The 21,498-nt window shown below is 56.1% G+C and carries 20 protein-coding genes; 17 read left to right on the top strand and 3 right to left on the bottom strand.

Translation table 11 applies throughout. The annotated features are described in order from the left end of the window. Positions 1-14 precede the first annotated feature (14 nt). The 10 genes from CFI10_RS04505 (at position 15) to hpaD (CFI10_RS04460) (ending at position 10,688) form a co-directional block, all read left to right on the top strand. Positions 15-683 (top strand): fumarylacetoacetate hydrolase family protein, encoded by a 669-nt coding sequence (locus CFI10_RS04505; protein WP_206839940.1) that lies wholly within the window; start codon positions 15-17, stop codon positions 681-683. Positions 684-686: 3 nt separating this feature from the next. After that, positions 687-1,469, top strand: coding sequence for a fumarylacetoacetate hydrolase family protein (locus CFI10_RS04500; protein ID WP_206839931.1), 783 nt, complete (start codon positions 687-689; stop codon positions 1,467-1,469). Positions 1,470-1,487: 18 nt separating this feature from the next. Next, a complete protein-coding gene (gene hpaE, locus CFI10_RS04495; RefSeq protein ID WP_206839922.1) occupies positions 1,488-3,023 on the top strand; it encodes a 5-carboxymethyl-2-hydroxymuconate semialdehyde dehydrogenase in 1,536 nt (511 codons plus the stop codon). 84 nt (positions 3,024-3,107) lie between these two features. Continuing rightward, a complete protein-coding gene (gene hpaA, locus CFI10_RS04490; RefSeq protein ID WP_206839920.1) occupies positions 3,108-4,013 on the top strand; it encodes a 4-hydroxyphenylacetate catabolism regulatory protein HpaA in 906 nt (301 codons plus the stop codon). 42 nt (positions 4,014-4,055) lie between these two features. Beyond that, positions 4,056-5,381, top strand: coding sequence for a hypothetical protein (locus CFI10_RS04485; RefSeq protein WP_206839917.1), 1,326 nt, complete (start codon positions 4,056-4,058; stop codon positions 5,379-5,381). A 41-nt stretch (positions 5,382-5,422) separates the two neighbouring features. Further along, entirely contained in the window at positions 5,423-5,845 is a 423-nt protein-coding gene (gene hpaR / locus CFI10_RS04480) for a homoprotocatechuate degradation operon regulator HpaR (protein WP_206839915.1), read from the top strand. A gap of 196 nt (positions 5,846-6,041) precedes the next feature. Continuing rightward, on the top strand, positions 6,042-6,890 hold the full coding sequence (gene hpaD / locus CFI10_RS04475; RefSeq protein ID WP_206839913.1) for a 3,4-dihydroxyphenylacetate 2,3-dioxygenase: 849 nt from the start codon (positions 6,042-6,044) through the stop codon (positions 6,888-6,890). Positions 6,891-6,985: 95 nt separating this feature from the next. Beyond that, positions 6,986-8,416 (top strand): aldehyde dehydrogenase family protein, encoded by a 1,431-nt coding sequence (locus CFI10_RS04470; RefSeq protein ID WP_206839911.1) that lies wholly within the window; start codon positions 6,986-6,988, stop codon positions 8,414-8,416. A gap of 57 nt (positions 8,417-8,473) precedes the next feature. After that, a complete protein-coding gene (locus CFI10_RS04465; RefSeq protein WP_206839909.1) occupies positions 8,474-9,661 on the top strand; it encodes a multidrug effflux MFS transporter in 1,188 nt (395 codons plus the stop codon). A 100-nt stretch (positions 9,662-9,761) separates the two neighbouring features. Further along, positions 9,762-10,688, top strand: coding sequence for a 3,4-dihydroxyphenylacetate 2,3-dioxygenase (gene hpaD, locus CFI10_RS04460; RefSeq protein WP_206839906.1), 927 nt, complete (start codon positions 9,762-9,764; stop codon positions 10,686-10,688). Positions 10,689-10,817: 129 nt separating this feature from the next. Here the strand turns inward: hpaD (CFI10_RS04460) and CFI10_RS04455 are convergent, their stop codons facing one another. Genes CFI10_RS04455 through CFI10_RS04445 form a run of 3 tightly spaced genes read right to left on the bottom strand, consistent with a single transcriptional unit; the run spans position 10,818 to position 13,630 of the window. Further along, positions 10,818-11,834: a TRAP transporter substrate-binding protein gene (locus CFI10_RS04455; protein WP_206839905.1), complete on the bottom strand. Its 1,017-nt coding sequence runs from the start codon at positions 11,832-11,834 to the stop codon at positions 10,818-10,820. Positions 11,835-11,849: 15 nt separating this feature from the next. Continuing rightward, a complete protein-coding gene (locus CFI10_RS04450; RefSeq protein WP_206839903.1) occupies positions 11,850-12,845 on the bottom strand; it encodes a ketopantoate reductase family protein in 996 nt (331 codons plus the stop codon). A gap of 14 nt (positions 12,846-12,859) precedes the next feature. Continuing rightward, a complete protein-coding gene (locus CFI10_RS04445; RefSeq protein ID WP_206839901.1) occupies positions 12,860-13,630 on the bottom strand; it encodes a class II aldolase/adducin family protein in 771 nt (256 codons plus the stop codon). Positions 13,631-13,741: 111 nt separating this feature from the next. On the opposite strand from CFI10_RS04445, the gene CFI10_RS04440 reads away from it, so the two are divergent. The 7 genes from CFI10_RS04440 (at position 13,742) to CFI10_RS04410 (ending at position 21,487) form a co-directional block, all read left to right on the top strand. Beyond that, positions 13,742-14,692: a LysR family transcriptional regulator gene (locus CFI10_RS04440; RefSeq protein WP_206839899.1), complete on the top strand. Its 951-nt coding sequence runs from the start codon at positions 13,742-13,744 to the stop codon at positions 14,690-14,692. Between the two features lie 145 nt (positions 14,693-14,837). Next, positions 14,838-16,022: a Bcr/CflA family multidrug efflux MFS transporter gene (locus tag CFI10_RS04435; protein ID WP_206839897.1), complete on the top strand. Its 1,185-nt coding sequence runs from the start codon at positions 14,838-14,840 to the stop codon at positions 16,020-16,022. 251 nt (positions 16,023-16,273) lie between these two features. Next, positions 16,274-17,443, top strand: coding sequence for a p-hydroxyphenylacetate 3-hydroxylase oxygenase component (locus CFI10_RS04430; protein ID WP_091828001.1), 1,170 nt, complete (start codon positions 16,274-16,276; stop codon positions 17,441-17,443). A 144-nt stretch (positions 17,444-17,587) separates the two neighbouring features. Beyond that, complete coding sequence (locus CFI10_RS04425) at positions 17,588-18,526, top strand: p-hydroxyphenylacetate 3-hydroxylase reductase component (protein ID WP_206839895.1); 939 nt, start codon at positions 17,588-17,590, stop codon at positions 18,524-18,526. A 196-nt stretch (positions 18,527-18,722) separates the two neighbouring features. Continuing rightward, positions 18,723-19,463, top strand: a complete 741-nt coding sequence (locus CFI10_RS04420) for a helix-turn-helix transcriptional regulator (RefSeq protein WP_206839886.1) — start codon at positions 18,723-18,725, stop codon at positions 19,461-19,463. Between the two features lie 96 nt (positions 19,464-19,559). Next, on the top strand, positions 19,560-20,438 hold the full coding sequence (locus tag CFI10_RS04415; RefSeq protein ID WP_206839884.1) for a DMT family transporter: 879 nt from the start codon (positions 19,560-19,562) through the stop codon (positions 20,436-20,438). A 119-nt stretch (positions 20,439-20,557) separates the two neighbouring features. Continuing rightward, the gene (locus CFI10_RS04410) at positions 20,558-21,487 is read left to right on the top strand and encodes an exopolyphosphatase (protein ID WP_091828004.1); all 930 of its coding nucleotides are present in this window, start codon (positions 20,558-20,560) and stop codon (positions 21,485-21,487) included. Positions 21,488-21,498: the final 11 nt, after the last annotated feature.

Raw genomic sequence — 21,498 nt, 5'->3', positions numbered from 1 at the left:
CGAGAAGGTTAATCATGACTGCAAACACTCTGGTCAACAGCAAGCTGGTCTGTGTCGCCCTGAACGACAAGGCGCAGCTGGCTGCTCTGGACGCCACATTCAACGACGCCCCCTACAAAAAGCCCCCGACTCAGCCGGTTCTGTATTACAAGCCGCGCAACACCTGGAGTGTTGACGGTGCTGAAGTCGAGTGGGCCAAGGACTTCGACGGCAACGACGTTGCCGAAATGGTTGTCGGCGCCAGCCTCGGCGTGGTGATCGGCAAGGAAACCTGCCGTGTATCCGCTGAAGACGCCCTGCAATACGTCGGCGGCTACACTGTCGTGGCCGACTACTCCCTGCCGGAACAGAGCTATTACCGCCCCGACATCAAGGGCAAGTGCCTGGACGCATCTGCACCTGTAGGTCCTGAAATCGTTGCCGTTGACAAGATCGCCAACCCGGACGCCCTGACTGTGACTGTCAGCGTTAACGGCGAGCAGAAAAGCAGCTTCGAGCTGGCCAACATGGAGCGCAGTGTTGCCGAGCTGATCAGCATCATTTCACGCATCATGACCCTGCAGGCAGGCGAAATCATCGCGGTCGGCTTCGCCGGTGATCGCGTTGCCGTTGCCAAGGGTGACAAGGTAGAAGCAAGCATCGAGGGTGTCGGCACCCTGAACAACACGCTGGGAGGTGCCTGAGTCATGAGACACGCACGTATCGTATTTGACGGCCGCGAGCTGGACATCGACATTGACGCCAATGATCGTATCACCACATCAGAAGGTGAAGTGCTGAACGTGGCGCTGGATTCTGACCAGATCACTTGGCTGCCGCCGGTAAAAGAACCGGGTACCATTTTCGCGCTGGGCATCAACTATGCCGATCACGCGACTGAACTGGCGTTCGAGCCGCCGAAAGAGCCGCTGATCTTCATCAAGCATGCCAACACGCTGACCGGCCACAAGCAGGCGAGCTACCGTCCCGACGGTATCGAATACCAGCACTACGAGTGTGAGCTGGTAGCGGTGATCGGCAAGAGCGGCAAGAATATCAAGCGTGAAGACGCACTGGACTACGTTGCCGGCTACACTGTCTGCAATGACTTCGCGATCCGCGACTATCTGGAAAACTACTACCGTCCGAACCTGCGCGTGAAGAGCCGTGACTCTCTGTTGCCGATGGGTCCCTGGATTGTCGATACCGCTGACATCCCTGATGCCAACGCGCTGAAACTGACCACCACGGTCAACGGCAAGTTGACTCAGGACGGCTCCACCAAGGACATGATCTTTGACGTGCCCTTCGTGATCGAATACCTGAGCAAGGTCATGACTCTGAACCCGGGCGACATGATCTGCACCGGCACACCGCACGGTATCGTTGACTGCCAGCCGGGCGACACCATCGTCTGCAGCATCGAAAATGTCTGCTCCCTCGAGACCCGCATGGTCAGCGAGCAGGAATACTACGGCGACAAATACTAAGAGCTTCAGGAGACTAGAATGAGCGATACACTGGCAACCAATCTGGAACGCGCCCAAAAATACCTGGAGCGCTTCAAGAACAACACCACCGGCCACTACATCAACGGTGAATTCACCTTGGGTAACGGCGGCAAGGAATACGACAACTACACGCCGACCGACAACAGCTCCATCGGCAAGATCATGGCCGGCTCAGTTGCCGACATGGATGCCGCCTGTCAGGCCGCTGAAGACGCATTCGAAACCTGGTCCAACACTCCTGGTGCCGAACGCAAGCGTTTGCTGAACAAGTTTGCCGACCGCCTGGTTGAACGTGCCGACGAGATCGCGCTGGTCGAGTCCATGGACTGCGGTCAGGCGATCCGTTTCATGAAGCAGGCCGCCCTGCGTGGTGCCGCCAACTTCCGTTTCTTCGCCGACAAGGCACCGGAAGCACAGAACGGACTGGCGCTGCATCAGGACGAGCACACCAACTACACCATTCGCAAGGCGATCGGTCCGGTCGGTATCATCACGCCGTGGAACACGCCGTTTATGCTGTCTACCTGGAAAATCGCACCAGCACTGGCTGCAGGCTGTACCGTGGTACACAAGCCGGCTGAACTGACCCCGCTGAGCGCCTACATCCTGGCTGAAATCGCCGATGAAGTTCTGCCCAAGGGCGTCTGGAACATGGTAAACGGCTTCGGTGAAGGCGTTGGCAAACGCATGACCGAACACCCGGCAATCAAGGCCGTGGCTCTGGTGGGCGAGTCCGCTACAGGTTCACACATCATGCGCCAGGGTGCTGACACGCTGAAACGCATGCACTTCGAACTGGGCGGCAAAAACCCGGTTATCGTATTTGACGATGCCGACTTCGAACGCGCCCTGGACGCTGTTGTGTTCATGATCTACAGCCTGAACGGTCAGCGTTGTACCTCTTCCAGCCGCCTGCTGATTCAGAGCGGCATCCGCGACAAGTTCATCGCGGCGCTGGAGCAGCGTGTACGCAACCTGCGCGTAGGTCACTCGCTTGACCCTGAAACCGAAGTGGGCCCGCTGGTCGCCACCGAACACTTCAACAAGGTGCTGAGCTACTTCGATATCGCCAAGGAAGATGGTGCCAACATCGCTGTGGGCGGCAAACGCATCACCGATGCCAAGGCTGAACTGGACCCGGCCGGCAACTATGTTGAACCGACCCTGTTCACTGGCGCTGACAACAAGATGCGCATCGCCCAGGAAGAGATCTTTGGCCCGGTACTGACCGCCATCACCTTCGATACCGAAGAGGAAGCGATCGCCATTGCCAACGATACCCAGTACGGCTTGTCCGGCTATATCTGGACCGAGAACACCGGTCGCGCCATGCGCATGGCCAAGCACGTCGAAGCCGGCATGCTGTGGGTGAACTCCGAAAACAACCGTAACCTGCCGTCTCCGTTCGGTGGTATCAAGATGTCCGGTATCGGCCGTGACGGCGGTGACTGGAGCTTCGACTTCTATATGGAAACCAAGAACGTCTGCATCGCGCACGGTACTCACCGCGTACCGACGCTTGGCAAGCGCTAAGCCCTTGCCCCATCAGTTGTGTCCACACCTTCGGGTGTGGTCACAACTGACTTTCCCCTGCTTCCTATCTGCTATAGTCGGTCCATGAGCGCCCGCGATCACAGTGAATGGATTCCCAACATCATCCTGGGACAGGATTACGACCGTCGATATATCGACGCGCCGATCCATTACGACGTACTGGAAAACCTGGCCGACTTCTATGGTCGCGACATGCCAGTGCATCGGCATGCCCAGTATTTGCAGATCCACTATATCGACCGTGGCGAAGTCAGCTTCCACATTGATGACAAGATCTACCACGGCTGTGGCCCAAGCCTGATTCTGACACCACCGTCGGTGCCCCACTCCTTTCTGACAGAACCCGAAGCCTGCGGCCATGTACTGACCATCCATCAGTCCATTGTCTGGCAGTTGCTCAAGGATGGTCTGCAGCAGGAGATGGATACCGAGCTGAACCATGGTATCTGCATTGTGCGTGCCGAACTGGAACCCGAGCAGCGTACCCAGTGGCCATTGATTACTCAGACCTTCCGCAACCTCAAGGTGGAATGGTTCAGAGAGCGCCCGGCCAAGCGACTGGCGTTGCATACTCTGGTAAGGCTTTTACTGATTCAAATCAGTCGTCTGTCAGCCAAGGAGGCGGAAAGCACCACCGTCAACAACGATGATCTGCAGATCTTTCGACGCTTCTCAGACCTGATCGAAGGACACTACCGTGAGCACTGGCACCTGCCGGAGTACACCGACCGGTTGGGTATTTCAGAAAGTCGGCTGCACCAGATCTGTCAACGTGTCTCCAACCGCTCCCCCAAAAAGCTGATCCACGACCGCATAATTCAGGAAACCAAACGGCTGCTTACCTTCAGCAATCTATCCAGCAGTGACATCTGCTATCAACTGGGATTTTCTGACCCTGCCTATTTTTCCCGCTTTTTCAAGCGCCATACCGGCGTCACCGCTCAGCGTTATCGGAGCGAACAGCAGTAACACCCGCTGGACTGTTAGTTAATACATTAATAAAATGCTGCCATGCAACAGAACCCAACAGCCGGTGAACGCTCCGGAATCGCCATAGACACCCTTTCAGGCCTGCTGATCTTTGCCACTTTGGTCATGGCATTGATCGACACGTTCGACCTGGCCGTGCTGGCCCTGCCGGCAACACTCACGGCCTGGGCCTTTGTGCTGCTCGAATACCTGCGCCTGAACCGCAAGCAACGCATTCAGATCAGCGTACTCTGTGCCATTGGAGCGGCCTTTACCGGCTGGGCGTGGAGCCAGGGCTCTGATGCACAATTGATTGACTTGCTGGGCGAGCACCTCAAACTTGCGATGCTGCTGGCGGCCGTGAACTTCATCCGCCTCAGTACACAACTGGCACCGGCCACCGACTCTCCCGGTCCGCGAAGCTTTCTGCTCACGCTCGGTGGGATGCACCTGTTTTCGTCCGTCGCCAACTTCTCATCCATGCTGCTGGTGGGCGAGCAGATCAAGCGCAAAGGAACACTTAGCCCGTTATCACAGATCATTCTGGCACGCGGCTTCAGCCTTGCGATCATGTGGTCACCCTTTTTGAGCATACTTCCGCTGGTGCTTGAGCAGGTGCCCGGTGCCGAACTCTACAGCATCTATCCGTTCTCGGCCGCACTGGCGGTGATCGGCCTGTTGCTCACTCTCCTGGACGTGCGCCATCGTCATAACGACGAATACCACCACTATTCAGGCTTTCCCATGACACTGGGCACCCTGTTGCTCCCATTGTGCCTGATCAGTACAATCCTGCTCGCTGCATGGATTTGGCCAAAGTTGCCAACCGTGGGTGCTGTGTCATTGCTGGCGATACTTACACCACTGATGCTGTTGACGCTACGCCGCGGCCCGTTACAGGCGACATCCCGGGTGATTGAGCATATCACCCAACGCTTGGCTGACACTCGCGCCGAAATATCACTCTTTCTAAGTGCAGGCTTTCTTGCGGCCGGGGTCAAGGCATGCATTGCTGTCGGGCTGATCGATCTGCCATTCACCCACACCGATGCGACGGTGGCATCGATGGTGATGATCTCGATCGTGGTGCTTGCCTACCTGGGCATTCACCAGTTCGCTCTGGTGGCGATCTGTGCCGGTCTGCTGGCTGACGTCACCACGGCCCCGACACTGATGGCGATCGCCTATATAGTGGCAACATCGGTTTCCATGTCTGGCAGCACTTTCAGCGGCGTGAATTTTATACTGCAGGCACGTTTTGCCTGTCCGGCAAGTACCCTGCTGAAGAACAACCTTAACTATTCAGTGATGATGCTGGCTGCCGCCAGCCTGCTGATGTACTTAATGCAGTATATGGGGGTCCGGTGACCATTCTGCAGCCGATACGAACAACAGGTAATGAGACACTGATGCGCAAATACGAAGACTCCATCCCCCTGAAACTGCTGAAGGCGCGTGAAGTGACCATGAGCTTCTTCCGCCCTGTGTTGCAGGAGATTCCGCTTACCGAACAGCAGTGGCGCGTGATTCGTGCCCTGGATGAACACGGAGAACTTGAGTCCAAACAGTTGGCGGACCTGTGCTGCATACTCAGCCCCAGCCTTACCGGCATCATTAGCCGGCTGGAGCAGCAGGATTACATTCAGCGCCGCCGCTCGCCGGAAGATCAACGCCGCGTGCTGATCAGCCTGACCGACAAGGCCAAGCAGATGTTCGACAGCATCAGTCCCTCATTGGAAGCCTGCTACCAGCAGATCACAGATCAGTTTTCCAAGGAAAACATGGAGCAGCTGGACAAGCTGCTGAATCAGCTCTGCCAGATCAAACCCTGACACCCGTCAATAATCCTCGAAGTTGAACGCGCCGCCCCTTTTGGACGGCCGTTGACTTTAGATAATATGTTAACTAGCATTACTTAACATGTTAACGAAAGACAGCCCGGGTTTTCGCACCTGCAAAAACCTTGATCGCGGCGCAAAAAAACCTCGATCATGCCGGGCATGTCCCACAATAAAGAAGGTGTTAACCATGGGCGAAATCGTATTAGCTGCAAAAGTGACTCACGTACCGACCATGCTGCTGTCAGAGCAGCCGGGCAAACTTCAGGGCTGCCGCCAGCAGGCCATCGACGGTCACCGTGAGATCATGCGCCGTGCGCGTGAAATGGGTGCCGACACGGTTGTGGTGCTGGATACCCACTGGCTGATCAACGCCGGTTATCACATCAACAGCAACCCGGTATTCAAGGGCAAGTTCACCAGCCACGAGTTCCCGCACTTCATCCAGAACCTGGAGTATGAGTACAAGGGTAACCCGGCGCTGGGCGATGCGATTGCGGCCAAGGCCACCGAAAAAGGTGTTTTCACCCTCTCCCACCAGGTTGAAACGCTGGACCTTGAGTACGGCACACTGGTGCCCATGCACTTCATGGAGCCCGGTGATATGCCGATCGTATCTGTTGCGGCCTTCTGTACCGTTCACAACCTGCAGGACTCTCGCAAGCTGGGTGAGGCGATCGCCGAAGCGGTCAAGGAAAGCGACTGCAAGGTCCTGCTGCTGGCTTCCGGCTCCCTGTCACACAAGATCTGGGAAAACGAGCTCTACGAAGCGAACAATGGCACCTTCACCATTTCACGCGAATTCAACCGTCAGGTCGATCTGCGCGTGCTGGAGCTGTGGCAGAACGGGGAAATCGATACCTTCCTGAAGATGCTGCCCGAGTATGCCCAACACTGCTCAGGTGAAGGCGGCATGCACGATACTGCCATGCTGTTCGGTGCCCTCGGCTGGGACAAGTACACCGGCAAGGGCGAGTTGATCGGCGAGTACTTCCCAAGCTCCGGTACCGGCCAAGCCAACGTTATTTTCCCGGTATAGTAAGTTACACATCCGCCGGGGTTTCACCTCCCCGGCGGTCGATTCAGCCAGTTCTCACTCATAACCCAACACTATAAGCAGGCGGAGACCCATCCATGCTGCAGACATCCTACCCCTACTACCTGGCCAACGAAGCCCTGGCTCCGAACCAGGATCTGGTAGTCTATGACAAGTTCACCGGCGAAGCGGCCACCCGTGTCGCCATGGCTGATGCGGCTGCCATCGACAAGGCGATCGCAGCGGCTGACGCTGCCACCGAGCCGATGCGCAAGCTGCCGGCCTACAAGCGTCAGGCCATTCTGAACCACTGCGTGAAGCGTTTTGAAGAGCGTGCCGAAGAGCTGGCCGTAGCCCTCTGCATCGAAGCTGGCAAGCCGATCAAGGACGCCCGCGGTGAAGTCACCCGCCTGATTGATACCTTCCGCATTGCCGCTGAAGAAGCCGTTCGCATCGGCGGTGAAGTGGTACCGATGGATATCAGCCCCCGTGCCGAAGGTTACACCGGCATGTGGAAACGCGTCCCCATCGGCGCCTGCTCCTTCATTTCACCGTTCAACTTCCCGCTGAACCTGGCGGCTCACAAGGTGGCTCCGGCGATCGCAGCGGGCTGTCCGTTCATCCTGAAGCCGGCCAGCCTGACGCCGATCGGCGCGATCATCATCGGTGAAGTACTGGCCGAAACCGATCTGCCCAAGGGCGCATTCTCCATTCTGCCCTGCCACCGCGACGGTGCCGACCTATTCACCACCGACGACCGCCTGAAACTGCTCAGCTTTACCGGTTCTCCGGACGTGGGCTGGCAGCTGAAGGCCAAGGCCGGCAAAAAGCCTGTCGTACTGGAGCTGGGCGGCAATGCGGCCTGCATCGTTGACGAAGGCACCGACCTTGATGACGCCGTTGCCCGTATCGTCTTCGGCGCCTACTACCAGTCCGGCCAGAGCTGCATCAGCGTTCAGCGCATCATGGTGCACGAAGCGCACTATGATGAAGTCCGCGACAAGCTGTCCAAGGCGGTCAATGCACTGGTACACGGCGATCCTAAAGACGAGAACACCTTCATCGGACCGATGATCTCTGAGAAGGAAGCCACCCGTCTGCACAACTGGGTGCTGGAAGCGAAGGAAGCCGGTGCGACCGTTCTGGCCGGTGGCGAGCGCGAAGGCGCCATGCTGCAGGCAACCCTGCTGGAAAACGTGGATGCGGATCAGAACGTCAACACCCAGGAAGCCTTTGGCCCGGTGGCGATCCTGTCCAAATTCAACGACTTTGATGCTGCGCTGAAAGAGGTCAACAACTCTGACTTCGGTCTGCAGGCCGGCATTTTCACCCGCGACATCTACAAAATCCAGAAAGCCTGGGATGAGCTGGAAGTCGGCGGCGTGGTGATCGGTGATGTGCCGTCCTGGCGTGTGGATCACATGCCGTACGGCGGCGTGAAGGACAGCGGTCTGGGTCGTGAAGGCGTTCGCTATGCGATCGAGGACATGACCGAGCTGCGCCTGCTGGTAATCCGCGATCCCAAGTAAGTGCTGTCCGGTGCAGTCCTACAGGGCTGCACCGGTTGCCTGACCGGCCGAGATATCGTGAAACTGAATCCACCTGTTGCCCTGCTGACACTGATCGCCATGGCCAGTCCACTGGCCCTGAATGCATTCGTGCCGGCAATGCCGGATGCAGCCGCTGCGCTGGATGCGGATATCGCTACCATTCAGCTGACCTTTACCTGTTACCTGTTGACACTGGCCATTGGCCAGTTGATCACCGGACCGCTGGCGGACTATTTCGGCCGTCGTCCGGTACTGCTGGCAGGTCTGGGTCTACACACACTGGGCAGCCTGTTGGCCGCTTCAGCAGATGGGGTCGAGATGCTGATTGCAGGGCGTGTCCTGCAGGCGTTGGGTGGCAGTACATGCATGGCGCTGGCACGCACCATCATTTTGGATGTGCATGGCCGTGAGGGGGCAGCCGGGCGCATGGGCTACGTGGTCATGGCCATTGCCATTGCGCAGGCCATTGCGCCCACCATCGGGGGCTTCCTGAACCTTTGGACGGGATGGAACTCAATATTCTATATGTCCGTGTTCATGGGCGCCCTGGTATGGCTGGTCGCACTGCGCATGTTGCCGGAAACCAGTCGCGCCCGCAGTGACAGCCTGCACCTCGGAGGCATCCTGAAACGGTATGGTGAGGTACTGGGATCAGGCCAGTATCTGGGCTACGTGTTATCCACCACGGCCATCGCAGCGGCATTCTACCTCTTCGTTGGCAGCAGTCCCTATATCGTGACAGACCAGCTGGGCGGCAACTCGGCCGTGTTTGGCAGCTGGTTTTTGACGGTGTCGCTGGCCTTCATGGCGGGCAGTTTTCTGTCAACACGGCTGGCTAAGCTGTTCAGCGTTGACCAGATGGTCCTGTGCGGCAACTTGCTGTCGCTGTTGGGTGCGGCATTGCTGCTGGGCCTTTCGCTGCTAAACGCGCTTAGCTTGGCAGGGCTGTTCCTGCCCATGGCCCTGGTTATTTTTGGCCGCGGCTTGAGCCAGCCGAATGCCCAGTCGGCTGCCATCAGCAGCAGTGACAGTTCGGCCGGAACCGCGTCAGGACTGATGGGATTCATCCAGCTGTTGACAGGTGCCGTCATCGCCCAGCTTGTCCCCATGCTGCTGGATTATGGCACTACACTGGTATTCTGCTGCATTCTGGCAGCACCCGTGGTTGCATTGCTGGCACATTACAGTGCCTGGCGCAGGCGACACGACAACGCTGCCCAATAATGCGCAGGGACGCCCACAAGACTATATCGGTCAATGACCCAAGACTATGCTGACCGGGCAACGGCCTGCCGCCCCGGTAACAACAAAAGAGGAAAATTCGATGGGTAAACTCGCATTAGCTGCAAAAATCACCCATGTACCGTCCATGTATCTGTCTGAACTGGACGGTCCACAAAAGGGCTTCCGTCAGGCGGCCATCGACGGCCATCACGAAATCGGCCGTCGCTGCCGTGAGCTGGGTGTTGATACGATCATCGTGTTCGACACTCACTGGCTGGTCAATGCCAACTACCACATCAACTGTGCGGCACACTGGGCCGGCAACTACACCAGCAACGAGCTGCCTCATTTCATCTCCAACATGGAGTTTGAATACGATGGCAACCCGGAACTGGGCCGCCTGCTGGCCGAGGAATGTAACGCTCAGGGTGTCGAAACCCTGGCCCATGATTCCACCAGCCTTGATCCGGAATACGGCACCCTGGTACCGATGCGCTACATGAACCAAGATCGCCATTTCAAGGTGATTTCGGTATCTGCCATGTGCACCGTGCACTACCTGAATGACAGTGCGCGTCTGGGCTGGGCCATGCGCAAGGCAATTGAAGAAAAGTACGACGGTACCGTTGCCATTCTGGCGTCCGGCTCCCTGTCGCACCGTTTCGCTCAGAACGGTCAGGCACCGGATTTTGCCACCAAAACCTGGTCACCGTTCCTTGAGCGACTGGACCACCAGGTGGTAGAGATGTGGGAAAACGGTGAATGGGAAGACTTCTGCGAAATGCTGCCCGAGTATGCCGTGAAAGGCCATGGTGAAGGTTTCATGCATGACACCGCCATGTTGTTGGGTGCCCTGGGCTGGTCTGAATACGACCAGAAAGTGGAAGTGCTGACCCCCTACTTCGGCAGCTCTGGTACTGGCCAGATCAATGCAGTGTTCCCGGTGTCTCACGTTGCTGGTGATAAGGTTCCGGGACCTCAGGCATCGGTTACCGAGTCATTTTTACCAGGAGCCAGCCGCGTTTAAGCTGTGGTCACTGTATCGAACGGCCTGCATCTGCAGGCCGTTCCATTTTCTGCACTTCGCTGCCACCCGCAGCACCTATAAAAAAACGGCCGCAGGCATCCCTGCGACCGCTTCTATATGTACGGAGATCTACTGGCTAACCTGGCTGCGGTAGTACTCCAGCGCTGCGGCGGCATCCACCGGCATATCTGCCACCGAATCAAGCCATTGTTGATCCATACCTACTGCGGCCTCATGCAGCTCTTCAACCAGTGTATCGCCCTCACTGAGCTGGTTGACTTCGACGCCATTTTGAATCGCTGCTTCCAGACCAGACTGATCCGCCCCTGCCCAGGCCTGCCCCGCTAAACGAGAAAGTTTTTCACCTGAAACCGACATGATCGCCTGCTGATCTTCTTCACTGAGACCGTCAAATACATCAGGATTCATGAAAATGGTAAAGGCGGTGTTATACATTCCACCGGGGAAGAGTGTCAGATGGCTGGTAACCTCGTTCAGACGCAGGTACTTCTGCTCCATGGCCGGCAGAAATACCCCTTCTACCACACCCTGCTGCATCATCTCATACACCTTGGTCGCGGGTGCACTTACCGGCGTAACCTCAAGTCGTGAAGCCAATTCATTGACGATGCCCCCGCCAACACGGATCTTGCGCGATTCCAGATCACTTAAGGAGTTAACGGGGAAGGTGGTATGTAGCTGTCCGGGACCATGCACAAACATACCCAGCACCTTCAACCCATTAAACTCTCCAGCAGGCTCCAGGTATTCCTTGTAGGTTTTCCAGAGTGCAACCGAACCCTGCTCCGCATCAGGAGTTATGCCTGGAATTTCACACAGGGTGGTCAGTCTGAACCGGCCCGGCAGGTAGCCATTAACGCTGAAACTGGCATCAATGACACCGTCTTCCACGAGGTTGAACATGCTTTTGGGGTGCCCAAGGTCATACTCCAGCTTGACCTTAACACGTCCCTCGGTGGCTTCTTCGACCCACTTGGCCCACGTGGGCCAGACCACTGAGTTCTGCGCGCTGCTGGCGGGCAACCAGGTACCCACATTCAAGGTCGTTGCTGCCATAGACGACGCCGACAGCATCACGCCGGCAAAAATACCGGCTACCTGAGTGCCAAAAGTTGTCTTTTTCATCACACTACTCCGTCTTTATTTTAGTTTTTTGTGTTCACATAAATTTGAGTCAAGCAGCCGGATCAGTCCGTACAGGATCTCAAGGTTGGGGGTATCGATCTGCAGCTTTAGTGCAAGCTCATGGACAACACCCACCAGGGCCTGGTACTCCAGCTCTCGACACGCTTCAGCATCCTGCAACATTGAGGTCTTAAAACATCCCAGTTTCCGGGTTTCAGCATTACGCTCTTCCGGTGTCTGTTCCATATGGCAGCCCAGTGCCGCGCCGACTTGTACCGCCTCTGTCATGACTTTGCAGCAGAAACGGCTGACAAGAGGATCATCCAAAATACGGTCAGTGGTTGAGCGAGTCAGAGCCGAAACCGGGTTCATTGTCATGTTCCCCAGCAACTTGAACCATATATCGTGGTGTATATCGGCGGACTCTCTGGCTTCAAATCCGGCATAGCTCAACCGCTCCACCGTCGCTTTCAGGGAGCTCGACATCGTCTTCAGAGGTGACCCGATGAGCAGGGTATTGCCTCCGTTAAGGCGAACAACACCGGGACCGGCCATGGTAGCCGAAAGGTGCAGGACGCATCCCAAAACCTGCTGGCTGGGCAGGATATCCCGCAGATCACCATCCGGGTCCAGGCATCGCAGCACGCGATCATCCGGGGCCTGTTCCAGCCCATCCAGAAACCACCAGGGCACACCATTCATGGCCAGCAGAACGGGTGTATTCTCATTGAGTAGAGGACTGAGTTTTCGGATCACCTCATTGGCCGAACACTGCTTGGTGGCAACCACAACCAGATCCTGCACGCCCAGCACACCGGGGTCGGCAACAGCTGTCACCGGATAAAACTGTGGTGCCCCGTCCACCTGTGCCAGCCCCACCCCCTGTGTTTTCAGGGCAGACAGTGTTTCACCTCTGGCGATCATCGATACCTGCTCGCCCGCGGCGCTCAACCGGGCTGCTATCAGACTGCCGATTGCACCTGCGCCATAAACACATACCTTCATCGCCATGCCACCCTCTTGGATTAACGTTTGAATGATGGGTCCTGTTTCTCAACCAGACGCTTCATAGCCGCAAACACATCTTCACCCGCACCAAACTTGGGATCAAAGTTCAGTGAGTCTGCTACACACTTGTTCAGTACCGATTCCGGTATCTCTCGCAGGGGCCCCATTGGCATGGAAGCCACCTGAACCTCACAAGCGCGGTTGACCAGCCACATCAGTGAAAGGGCCTGTGCCAAGCTTCCCCCCATCACCACCGGGCCATGGTTACGCAGCAGAAGGACCGGCTTGCCCTGGGCGCTGTCCAGAATGCGTTGCCCCTCATCCAGGTGGACGGTGATTCCTTCAAAGTCATGGTAGGCGACCTTCCCATATAGCTGAGCCGAGTAGAAGTTGGTGTAGGACAAACCCTCATCCAGACAACAGACCGCCAGTGTCGGTGTAGTGTGCACATGCATGACACAGTGAGCATCCGGAACCCTGGCATGTATAGCCCCATGGAAGGTAAATCCTGCCGGATTGATCGGCCAGTCAGAATGACCAACGATATTGCCGTTAATATCAACCTTCACCAGATTTGACGCTGTCACTTCACTGTAATGCAGGCCGAAAGGGTTGATCAGAAAATGCTCTGGCTCATCCGGTACACGCAGGGATATGTGGTTGTAAATTGACTCATCCCACTTCAGGTGGGCAAAAATACGGTACATGGCTGCCAGATCTACCCGCGCTTTCCACTCGGCTTCACTGAAGCGCGAAGGCTGCTCATAGTAACGTTTGGACAGTGACATGGTGCTCTCCTCAATCGCAAATTGGTTCGAACACATGCTAAGCAACCGGAGGCACCATAAAAACCAAAATAAATATTGTGGTGCGCAATATTTATTTTATATCCTAAGGGCATGAACAGTAAGCAACTGACCTACTTTCTCAAGGCCGCGGAACTGAACAGCATCGCTGCCGCAGCACGCGAGCTGGATATTGCGCAACCCAGTATCAGCCTGCAGATACAGAATCTTGAGCACGAGCTGAATGCCAAGCTCTTTGACCGCGATTTCCGAGGTGTAGTCCTCACCGATACCGGCCAGCGTTTTCGGGAACATGCTGAAGCCATTATGCGGCAGATCGAACAGGCCCGGCGCGATGTACGCCAAAACGAAGAGGAGCCCAGCGGTTGCCTGCGGATTGGCATGACCCAACCCATCGGCAATATCATCTCCGTTCCCCTGCTGGCTCTGGTTGAGAAGCGCTTTCCCAAGATAACCCTTGATCTGTTTGCCGGTCTCTCCTACAACCTGACCGGACAGATCCAGAACGGAGAGCTGGATATCTCCATCTCATCTCCAGACGGCACCGATGTGTCCCACATGAGGCGGGAGTGGCTGTTTAGGGAACAACTGTTTCTGGCCATGGGAAAGGATCCCAAGGTTGAGAGTCAGAAACCCCTGCGCCAGCGTACCCGTATCACCTTTGAGGAGCTGGCCGAACATGAGATCATCGTCACTGGCCGCCAGGACTCTCTGGGCTACCTGCTGCACCATTATGAGCATCAAACCGGAGTGAAACTGCACCACCGGCCCGCTTTTGGTCAGTTGATGACCACTCTGAGATACGTCGCAGATGGCTACGGTATTCTGCTCAGCCCCTCCTCAGCCTTTTTCCACTTGGAAGCCACCGGCCAGATTCATACGGTAGAAATTGAACAGCCGGAGATATGGCGCGATGTGTTTATCTGCACTTCCGCCGAGAGGCCGCAGACCTCTCTGATGCGAGCGGTATTGCCCTTGATCCGGACGGTAACCCGACATGAGTTTGAAGCTGGGCACTGGCGCGGGCTGCTGAACACAGAGTAGGGTTGCAAAAAATATTCACTGACGAAAGTTCACAGCACCGGATGCCTTTCAGCAGCGGTTATGATATTAATTAACATATTAACAAAGCTCCAGCCTTAGCCATATCGCAGCCGGAGCTGATCTCAACTGCCCGGGAGACTCAAGGATGTCATCGGTAGCCAACCCTAAACGCCTGATCGTACTGTTGGCCGCACTTGTGGCCTTCGGCCCCTTGTCCATCGACATGTACCTGCCCAGCCTGCCTTTAATTGCCCAGGACCTGCACGCGCTTGAAGCCAGTATTCAGCTTACCATCAGTGCCTTCCTGATCGGCCTGTTCATCGGCATGCTGTTTTACGGCCCTCTGTCGGACAAATATGGCCGACGCTACCTACTGCTGGGCGGCATTGCTCTTTATCTTGTTGCCAGTATCGCCTGCATTCTCGCAGACAGCGCCAACTGGCTGATCGCTGCCCGCTTTCTACAGGGGCTGGGGGGCGCGGCCGCTGCGGTTCTGGCCCGTGCCATCGTGCGCGACCTGTTCCCGTTGAATGAGGCGGCCCGGGTGCTTTCGCTGATGCATCTGGTCACCATGATCGCCACCTTGGTTGCACCTTTGCTGGGCGGTTACCTGATCATGATCTCTGACTGGCGCTCGCTGTTTGTCGTGCTGTTCATCTTCGCAGCAATTGTACTGCTGGCCAGTGCCTGGAAAATTCCTGAAACCCATCACGGCGATTCACGCCGCGCCAGTGTACTGGCGGTGTTTCAGGCTTACCTCAGGATTGGTCTGCAGCCGGTGGCCATAGGCTACATTCTCTGCATGTCGCTGACCTTTGCGGGCATGTTCGCCTATATCACGGCATCGCCGTTTGTATACATCGAGTATTTTGGTGTCAGCCCGCAGAGCTATGCCTGGCTGTTCAGCCTGAACATCGGCGGCGTCATCGTATTGGTGAGCTTGAATGCCCGTTATGTGGGACGATTCGGCACCCAGAAACTGCTTCTCGCAGGCGCTTCACTTGCAGCCTTTTCAGGGCTTCTGCTGACCTTCGCTGGTATTACCGAGATCGGCGGCCTGCCCCTGATTGTGGTGGCACTGCTGGGCTTTGTCAGCGTTACCGGTGTACTCGGTGCCAACTGCATGGCAAGCCTGCTATCGCGCTATCCGGAACAGGCCGGTGCCGCAGCCGGACTGGCGGTTGCCTGCCAGTTCGGTCTTGGGGCTCTGGCAAGCTCCATCGCCAGTACTCTGCACGATGGTACAGCCTTGCCTATGGCGCTGATCATTGGTCTTACCGGCTGCGGCTCACTGGCAGCTCTTGCCCTGACCCGTCGTTCTGCAGCCTGAGCCTGGCTGAACTATACTTGGGCTGTCGGTTACTTTTTGATCGATAGCCCGGGTCCAGGCAGACAACAGCAATCCAGCTTAAATACAGAAAAGTGCAATGATAAACCAGAATTTTACATTTCCTGCACAGGCCTGACTCCGCATAATCGTTGCAATCCTTCACGGATCATTATCAAGTTGTTGTTCGGGTAGCCACTCGAAAACCCAATTGCGATGTAACCGATTCCATTATTAGAAGAGAGACGATCCAGATGAACAAACAGAATCCGATGCTCGACAAACTCAAGGAGATCCTCCCTGCCATTCGCGCCAACGCTCCCAAGGCGATTGAGCTGCGTCAGGTACCCCAGGAAAACATTGAGATGCTGCACGGTATCGGGTTGAACCGTGCGTTCCTGCCCAAGGCCTACGGTGGCCTGGAAATGTCTCTGCCTGAATTCACTGATTGCATCGCGGCACTGGCCGGCGCCTGCTGCTCCACTGCATGGGCATACAGCCTGCTGTGCACCCATAACCATCAGATGGCGATGTTCTCCAAAAAAGCACAGGATGAGTTCTGGGCTGAGAACCCCGACACTGTAGCGTCCAGCTCCATCGCACCGTTCGGTAAGCATGAAGAAACCGAAGGTGGCATCATCTTTACCGGTGACATGAAGTGGAGTTCAGGTGTTGACCACGCGGACTGGATCATCGTCGGCTTCAACCGCTTCGACGAAGCCGGTGAAAAGGTGTACAGCTTTGCGGTCATCCCCAAGAGCGAGTTCACCATCATTGATGACTGGTATTCTGTTGGCATGCAGGGCAGCGGAACCAAAACCGCCAGCATCAAGGGTGTATTCGTTCCCGAACACCGCATCCAGGCCGCTCGTGACATGATGGAAGGCCGCCACGTTGGTCGTCCTCTGTATCCGGACAGCAAAATTTTCCATACCCCGTACCGCCCATACTTTGCCTGTGGTTTCGCGGCCATGAGCCTGGGTGTCGCCGAACGCATGATCGATGTGTACAAGGAACTGACCCAGAACCGTGTCCGTGCCTACACCGGCGCTCAGGTGAAAGAGTCCATTCCGCCGATTCTGCGCATCGCCGAATCCTATCAGCAGGTATGTGCCGCACGCGCCTATCTGGAAAAGACTTGGAACGAGCACAAGGAATATGGCGAGCGTCACGAATACCCGGACCGTTACACGCTGGCGCACTGGCGCACCAATCAGGCTTATGCCATCAAGATGTGTGTTGAAGCCGTCAACCGTCTGTGGGCAGTGATGGGAGCGTCCAACTGGTATCAGGATCGCGAGAGCCAGCGTCTGTGGCACGAGTCCAACATGACCGCGGCCCATGCCTACACCGACTACGATGTCTGTGCCCAGATCATCGGTCGTGAACTGCTGGGTCTTGAGCCGGATCCTTCACTGCTCTGATCTCTGCATTATCCAGAGGCGCCCTCCTGTTCATGCGGGCGGGCGCCTTTTCCCTTTTGACGGGGACACCTCACCTTTTCTCAGGTGGGCTGTCTGTTGCTCGTCTACTATAAGAATGTTGTTAACCCGACCCCAGGTGCTGTTATGAGCAATCAAGTCACTGAATTCGATCCCAAAGCCTTTCGTCGTGCTCTGGGCAACTTCGCCACCGGTATTACCGTTGTTACCGCGCAGACCCCGGACGGCGTCAAAACGGGTGTAACCGCCAACAGCTTCAACTCCGTTTCTTTGGACCCGGCCCTGATTCTGTGGAGCATCGACAAGCGCTCCGGCAGTTGCGAGATATTCGAGAAAGCGACGCACTTCGCTGTTAACATCCTCGCTGCAGATCAGATCGACCTGTCCAACCACTTTGCTCGTCCCGGCGAAGACAAATTTGCCGGCACTGATTTCAACGCCGGTCTCGGTGGTGCACCATTGCTGCCGGATACTGCTGCCTGTTTCCAGTGCGAAGCCTACGAAACCGTTGATGGTGGTGATCACTGGATCTTGATAGGCAAAGTTGTAGCCTTTGAGGACAACGGCCGGGCTCCGCTGGTTTACCATCAGGGCAGCTACTCTGTGGTCATGCCACACTCCCGCTTCCCTGCCAAGAAAGAGGATGAGCCGGCTGCCATCGAGCGTCTCAAGTCCCGTTTCAAGGACAATCTGTACTACTTGATGGTGCAGGCCATTCGTACCTATCAGGCCGACTATGCGCCACTGCAGTTGTCCACGGGTCTGCGTACCAGTGAAGCACGCATGCTGATGGTACTTCAGGAAACACCAAAGCTCTGCCGCAAGGAGCTGTTGCGTGAGGTCAACATGCCTGAAGTTGAGGTCGACAATGCGGCTGAAATCCTGCAGCGCAAGGGACTGGTGAGCTTCTCGGAGGAGTGCTACAACATCACGGCCAGCGGTGAAGAGCAGGCCGAAGCCCTCTGGGCCCTGTCCAAGCAGGAGCAGGACAAAATGTTCGGTGAGTTCAGCGAAGACGAGATCGCAACCTTCAAGAAGATTCTGACCAGTCTCGCCTGCCGCTAAGCACAACCCGCTGTTTCCACCCCGGCATGTTCCCCCGAGCTCGCCGGGTGCCGGAGGGCCGGCCACTGACTGATTAGACGGCAGTCAGTGGCCGAATCGCTCTCCGGCTTTTGATCATGTTCTCCCGCCTGTGCCCGTTCTGGGTTAAGCTTCAGCAAAGCATAAGAACCACTCGCACTTGCCACAGGAAAGCTGAATGCCATCGCAGATGACACCTGACTGGAGCCCATCCTCCCAGGTATTACAGGTACTCGAACAGCTGGGGACTCACAGTTTTTACGATGCCTTTCTTGACTGGCTGCATGAAGAGTTCGGTACCGAACAATGTATGGTGTTCTACTGTGCAGACGGTCATCAGGTCTCGACTCTGCTGTTCAAGGATTATGCGCGAGAAGCGTCCGCCAGACAGCTGGCCGAAGCCTATGTGGAAGAACGTCACTACTTGCAGGATCCCAATTTCAGCATCCTGAAAACCATCGCGCCGGGCGAGGTACAGGTGGTTCGCTTTGACTCCGTCAGCAGTGATATGGGGTTACATTATCGCAAGGCCTTTTTTGAATCGCCGGGTTTTCTGGACAAGTTGGCGATCATCCGGGGAACTGAAGCCGGCAACTATTATGTCAACCTTTACCGCCGCAGTTCTCGTTTCGACAGCCGTCTTGATGACCATGACTTTACTCGTCGAGTAGGCGCATTGATCAGCGTACTGATCTACAAGCACTTTGCGCTGAATGAACGCTTGAGGCTTGAAGGACCACTGGCATTTCTGTCAGAACGTGAACAGCAGGTGTGTCGTGCGGTCCTGCGCGGAAAGAAAAACGAAGCAATTGCCGCCGAGCTGGATATTGCCGCCAGCAGCGTAATCACCTATCGCAAACGTGCCTACGAAAAGCTGGGTATTACCAGCCGAGCCCAGCTGTTTGCGCTCTGCACCTGAGCCAGCCGGCGTCAGTTCTCTTCTTGTAAACGTGCCGTTTCAGACTTTCTGCTAACATACACGCTTTGCCCACCGACTACGCAAGGGATGCATATTTTGTCCACCCATCAGAAAGCCGATCTGTTGCTGCTGCTCACCACCATTCTTGCTGCGGCTGGCTGGATTTTCTCGCGTGAGGCCGTACAGGGGCTTGCCCCGCTGCTGTTCATGGCATTGCGATTTATCAGCGCAGGTCTGATCCTGGCAGCTGTTGGCTGGTCGGCCATGCGCCTGTTTACCCGGCTGCAATGGAAAAGTGCCTGTCTGGTGGGAGTCTTTTTTGGTACGGCACTGAGCTTCTGGATAGTGGCTCTGGAGATGACCAATCATGTGGGGGTCGGTGCCTTTTTGACCGGGCTTGGGGTCGTACTGGTGCCCTTGATCAGCCTGCTGTTTGGTGATCGTTCCGGGCCCTATGTTTTCCTGTCACTACCTTTGGTCATCGCGGGCCTTGCCTGCCTGTCTCTGGACAGTGAGTTTCACCTTGGTCTGGCAGAAGTGCTGTTTCTGTTGTCCGCCCTGTTTTTTTCGTTCACGTTTATTCTCAACAGCCGCGCCGCCACACGCATGCCGGTACTTCCGCTGACCGCAGTACAACTGCTGGTCACCGGCCTGATCAGCGCAGTGGCATCACTGTTTCTGGAAGAATGGCACTTTGAACAGTCTGTCAGCATTTGGGGCTGGCTGATCGCAAGCACACTCATTGCAACCAGCCTGCGTTTTCTGGTGCAAACCCATGCTCAAAGCCTGGCACCTCCCAGTCATACGGCCATCATCATGACGCTGGAACCTGTCTGGACAGCTCTGCTGGCCATGCTTTGGCTCGGCGAATCCATGACCGCCCTTCAGCTCAGTGGCTGCGCCCTCATCTTTACGGCAATGCTGGTCAATCGCTGGCCGGCTCTGCGCACCTGGGTCCGTTCACTTCAGACATAGTCGCTATAGGTCAACACAAGCACGCTTTTTCCTGCCCTACAAAGCGGTTCAGGCTTCAGCCACCCGTACGGCTGTGTTACTTTCCAGATACGGTCAATTAATTCTGGGAGCTGTTGCTGATGTCCGCTGAAAAATTTCGCCTCGTTACCCGCAGTGATTTCGACGGTCTTGTCTGTGCCGTGCTGCTTAAGCACCTGGACCTGATCGACGATATCAAGTTCGTTCACCCCAAGGATATGCAGGATGGCAAGGTGGATATCACAGATCGTGACATTACCACCAACCTGCCCTATGTGAAGGGCGTCAACCTGGCCTTTGACCACCATCTGTCGGAAACAATTCGCAACGAGAAGGTGGACAATCACATCATCGACCCTGACGCACCTTCAGCTGCGCGCGTGGTATGGAAATACTACGGTGGCCATGACGCCTTCCCCGTTGAGTGGGACGAAATGATGGACGCTGTGGACAAGGGCGACTCGGCCCAGTTCACTCAGGATGAGGTGCTTAACGCAGAAGGATGGGTGCTGCTTAACTTCCTGATGGACGCCCGTACCGGCCTTGGGCGCTTCCGCGAATTCCGCATCTCCAACTATGCCCTGATGATGGATCTGATCGACTACTGCAAGAACCACAGTATTGAGGAGATCCTTGACCTGCCGGACGTGAAGGAACGGGTTGAGCTGTACTTTGAGCAAGAAGCGAAATTCAAGGAGCAGATTCAGCGCTGCGCTACCGTACATGACAATCTTGTGGTACTTGATCTGCGACACGAAGAGCAGATCTGGGCGGGCAATCGTTTCATGATTTACGCCTTGTATCCGCAGTGCAATATTTCCATCCATGTGCTGTGGGGGCTGAAGCAGCAGAACACCGTGTTTGCCACCGGCAAGTCCATTTTTGATCGCAGTTCAAACACCAATGTGGGCGAGCTGATGCTGCAATATGGCGGTGGTGGTCATCATGCAGCCGGTACCTGTCAGGTCGAGAATGACCGCGCCGAATCGGTCCTGAATGAACTGGTCACTCGCATCAACGCTGACGGCTAAGCCTGATCAGA

Origin of the sequence: Marinobacterium iners (assembly GCF_017310015.1) — a bacterium.
GTDB lineage: Bacteria > Pseudomonadota > Gammaproteobacteria > Pseudomonadales > Balneatricaceae > Marinobacterium > Marinobacterium iners.
Note: the sequence above shows the minus strand (reverse complement) of the source record. Positions and strands in the feature narration are given on the sequence as shown.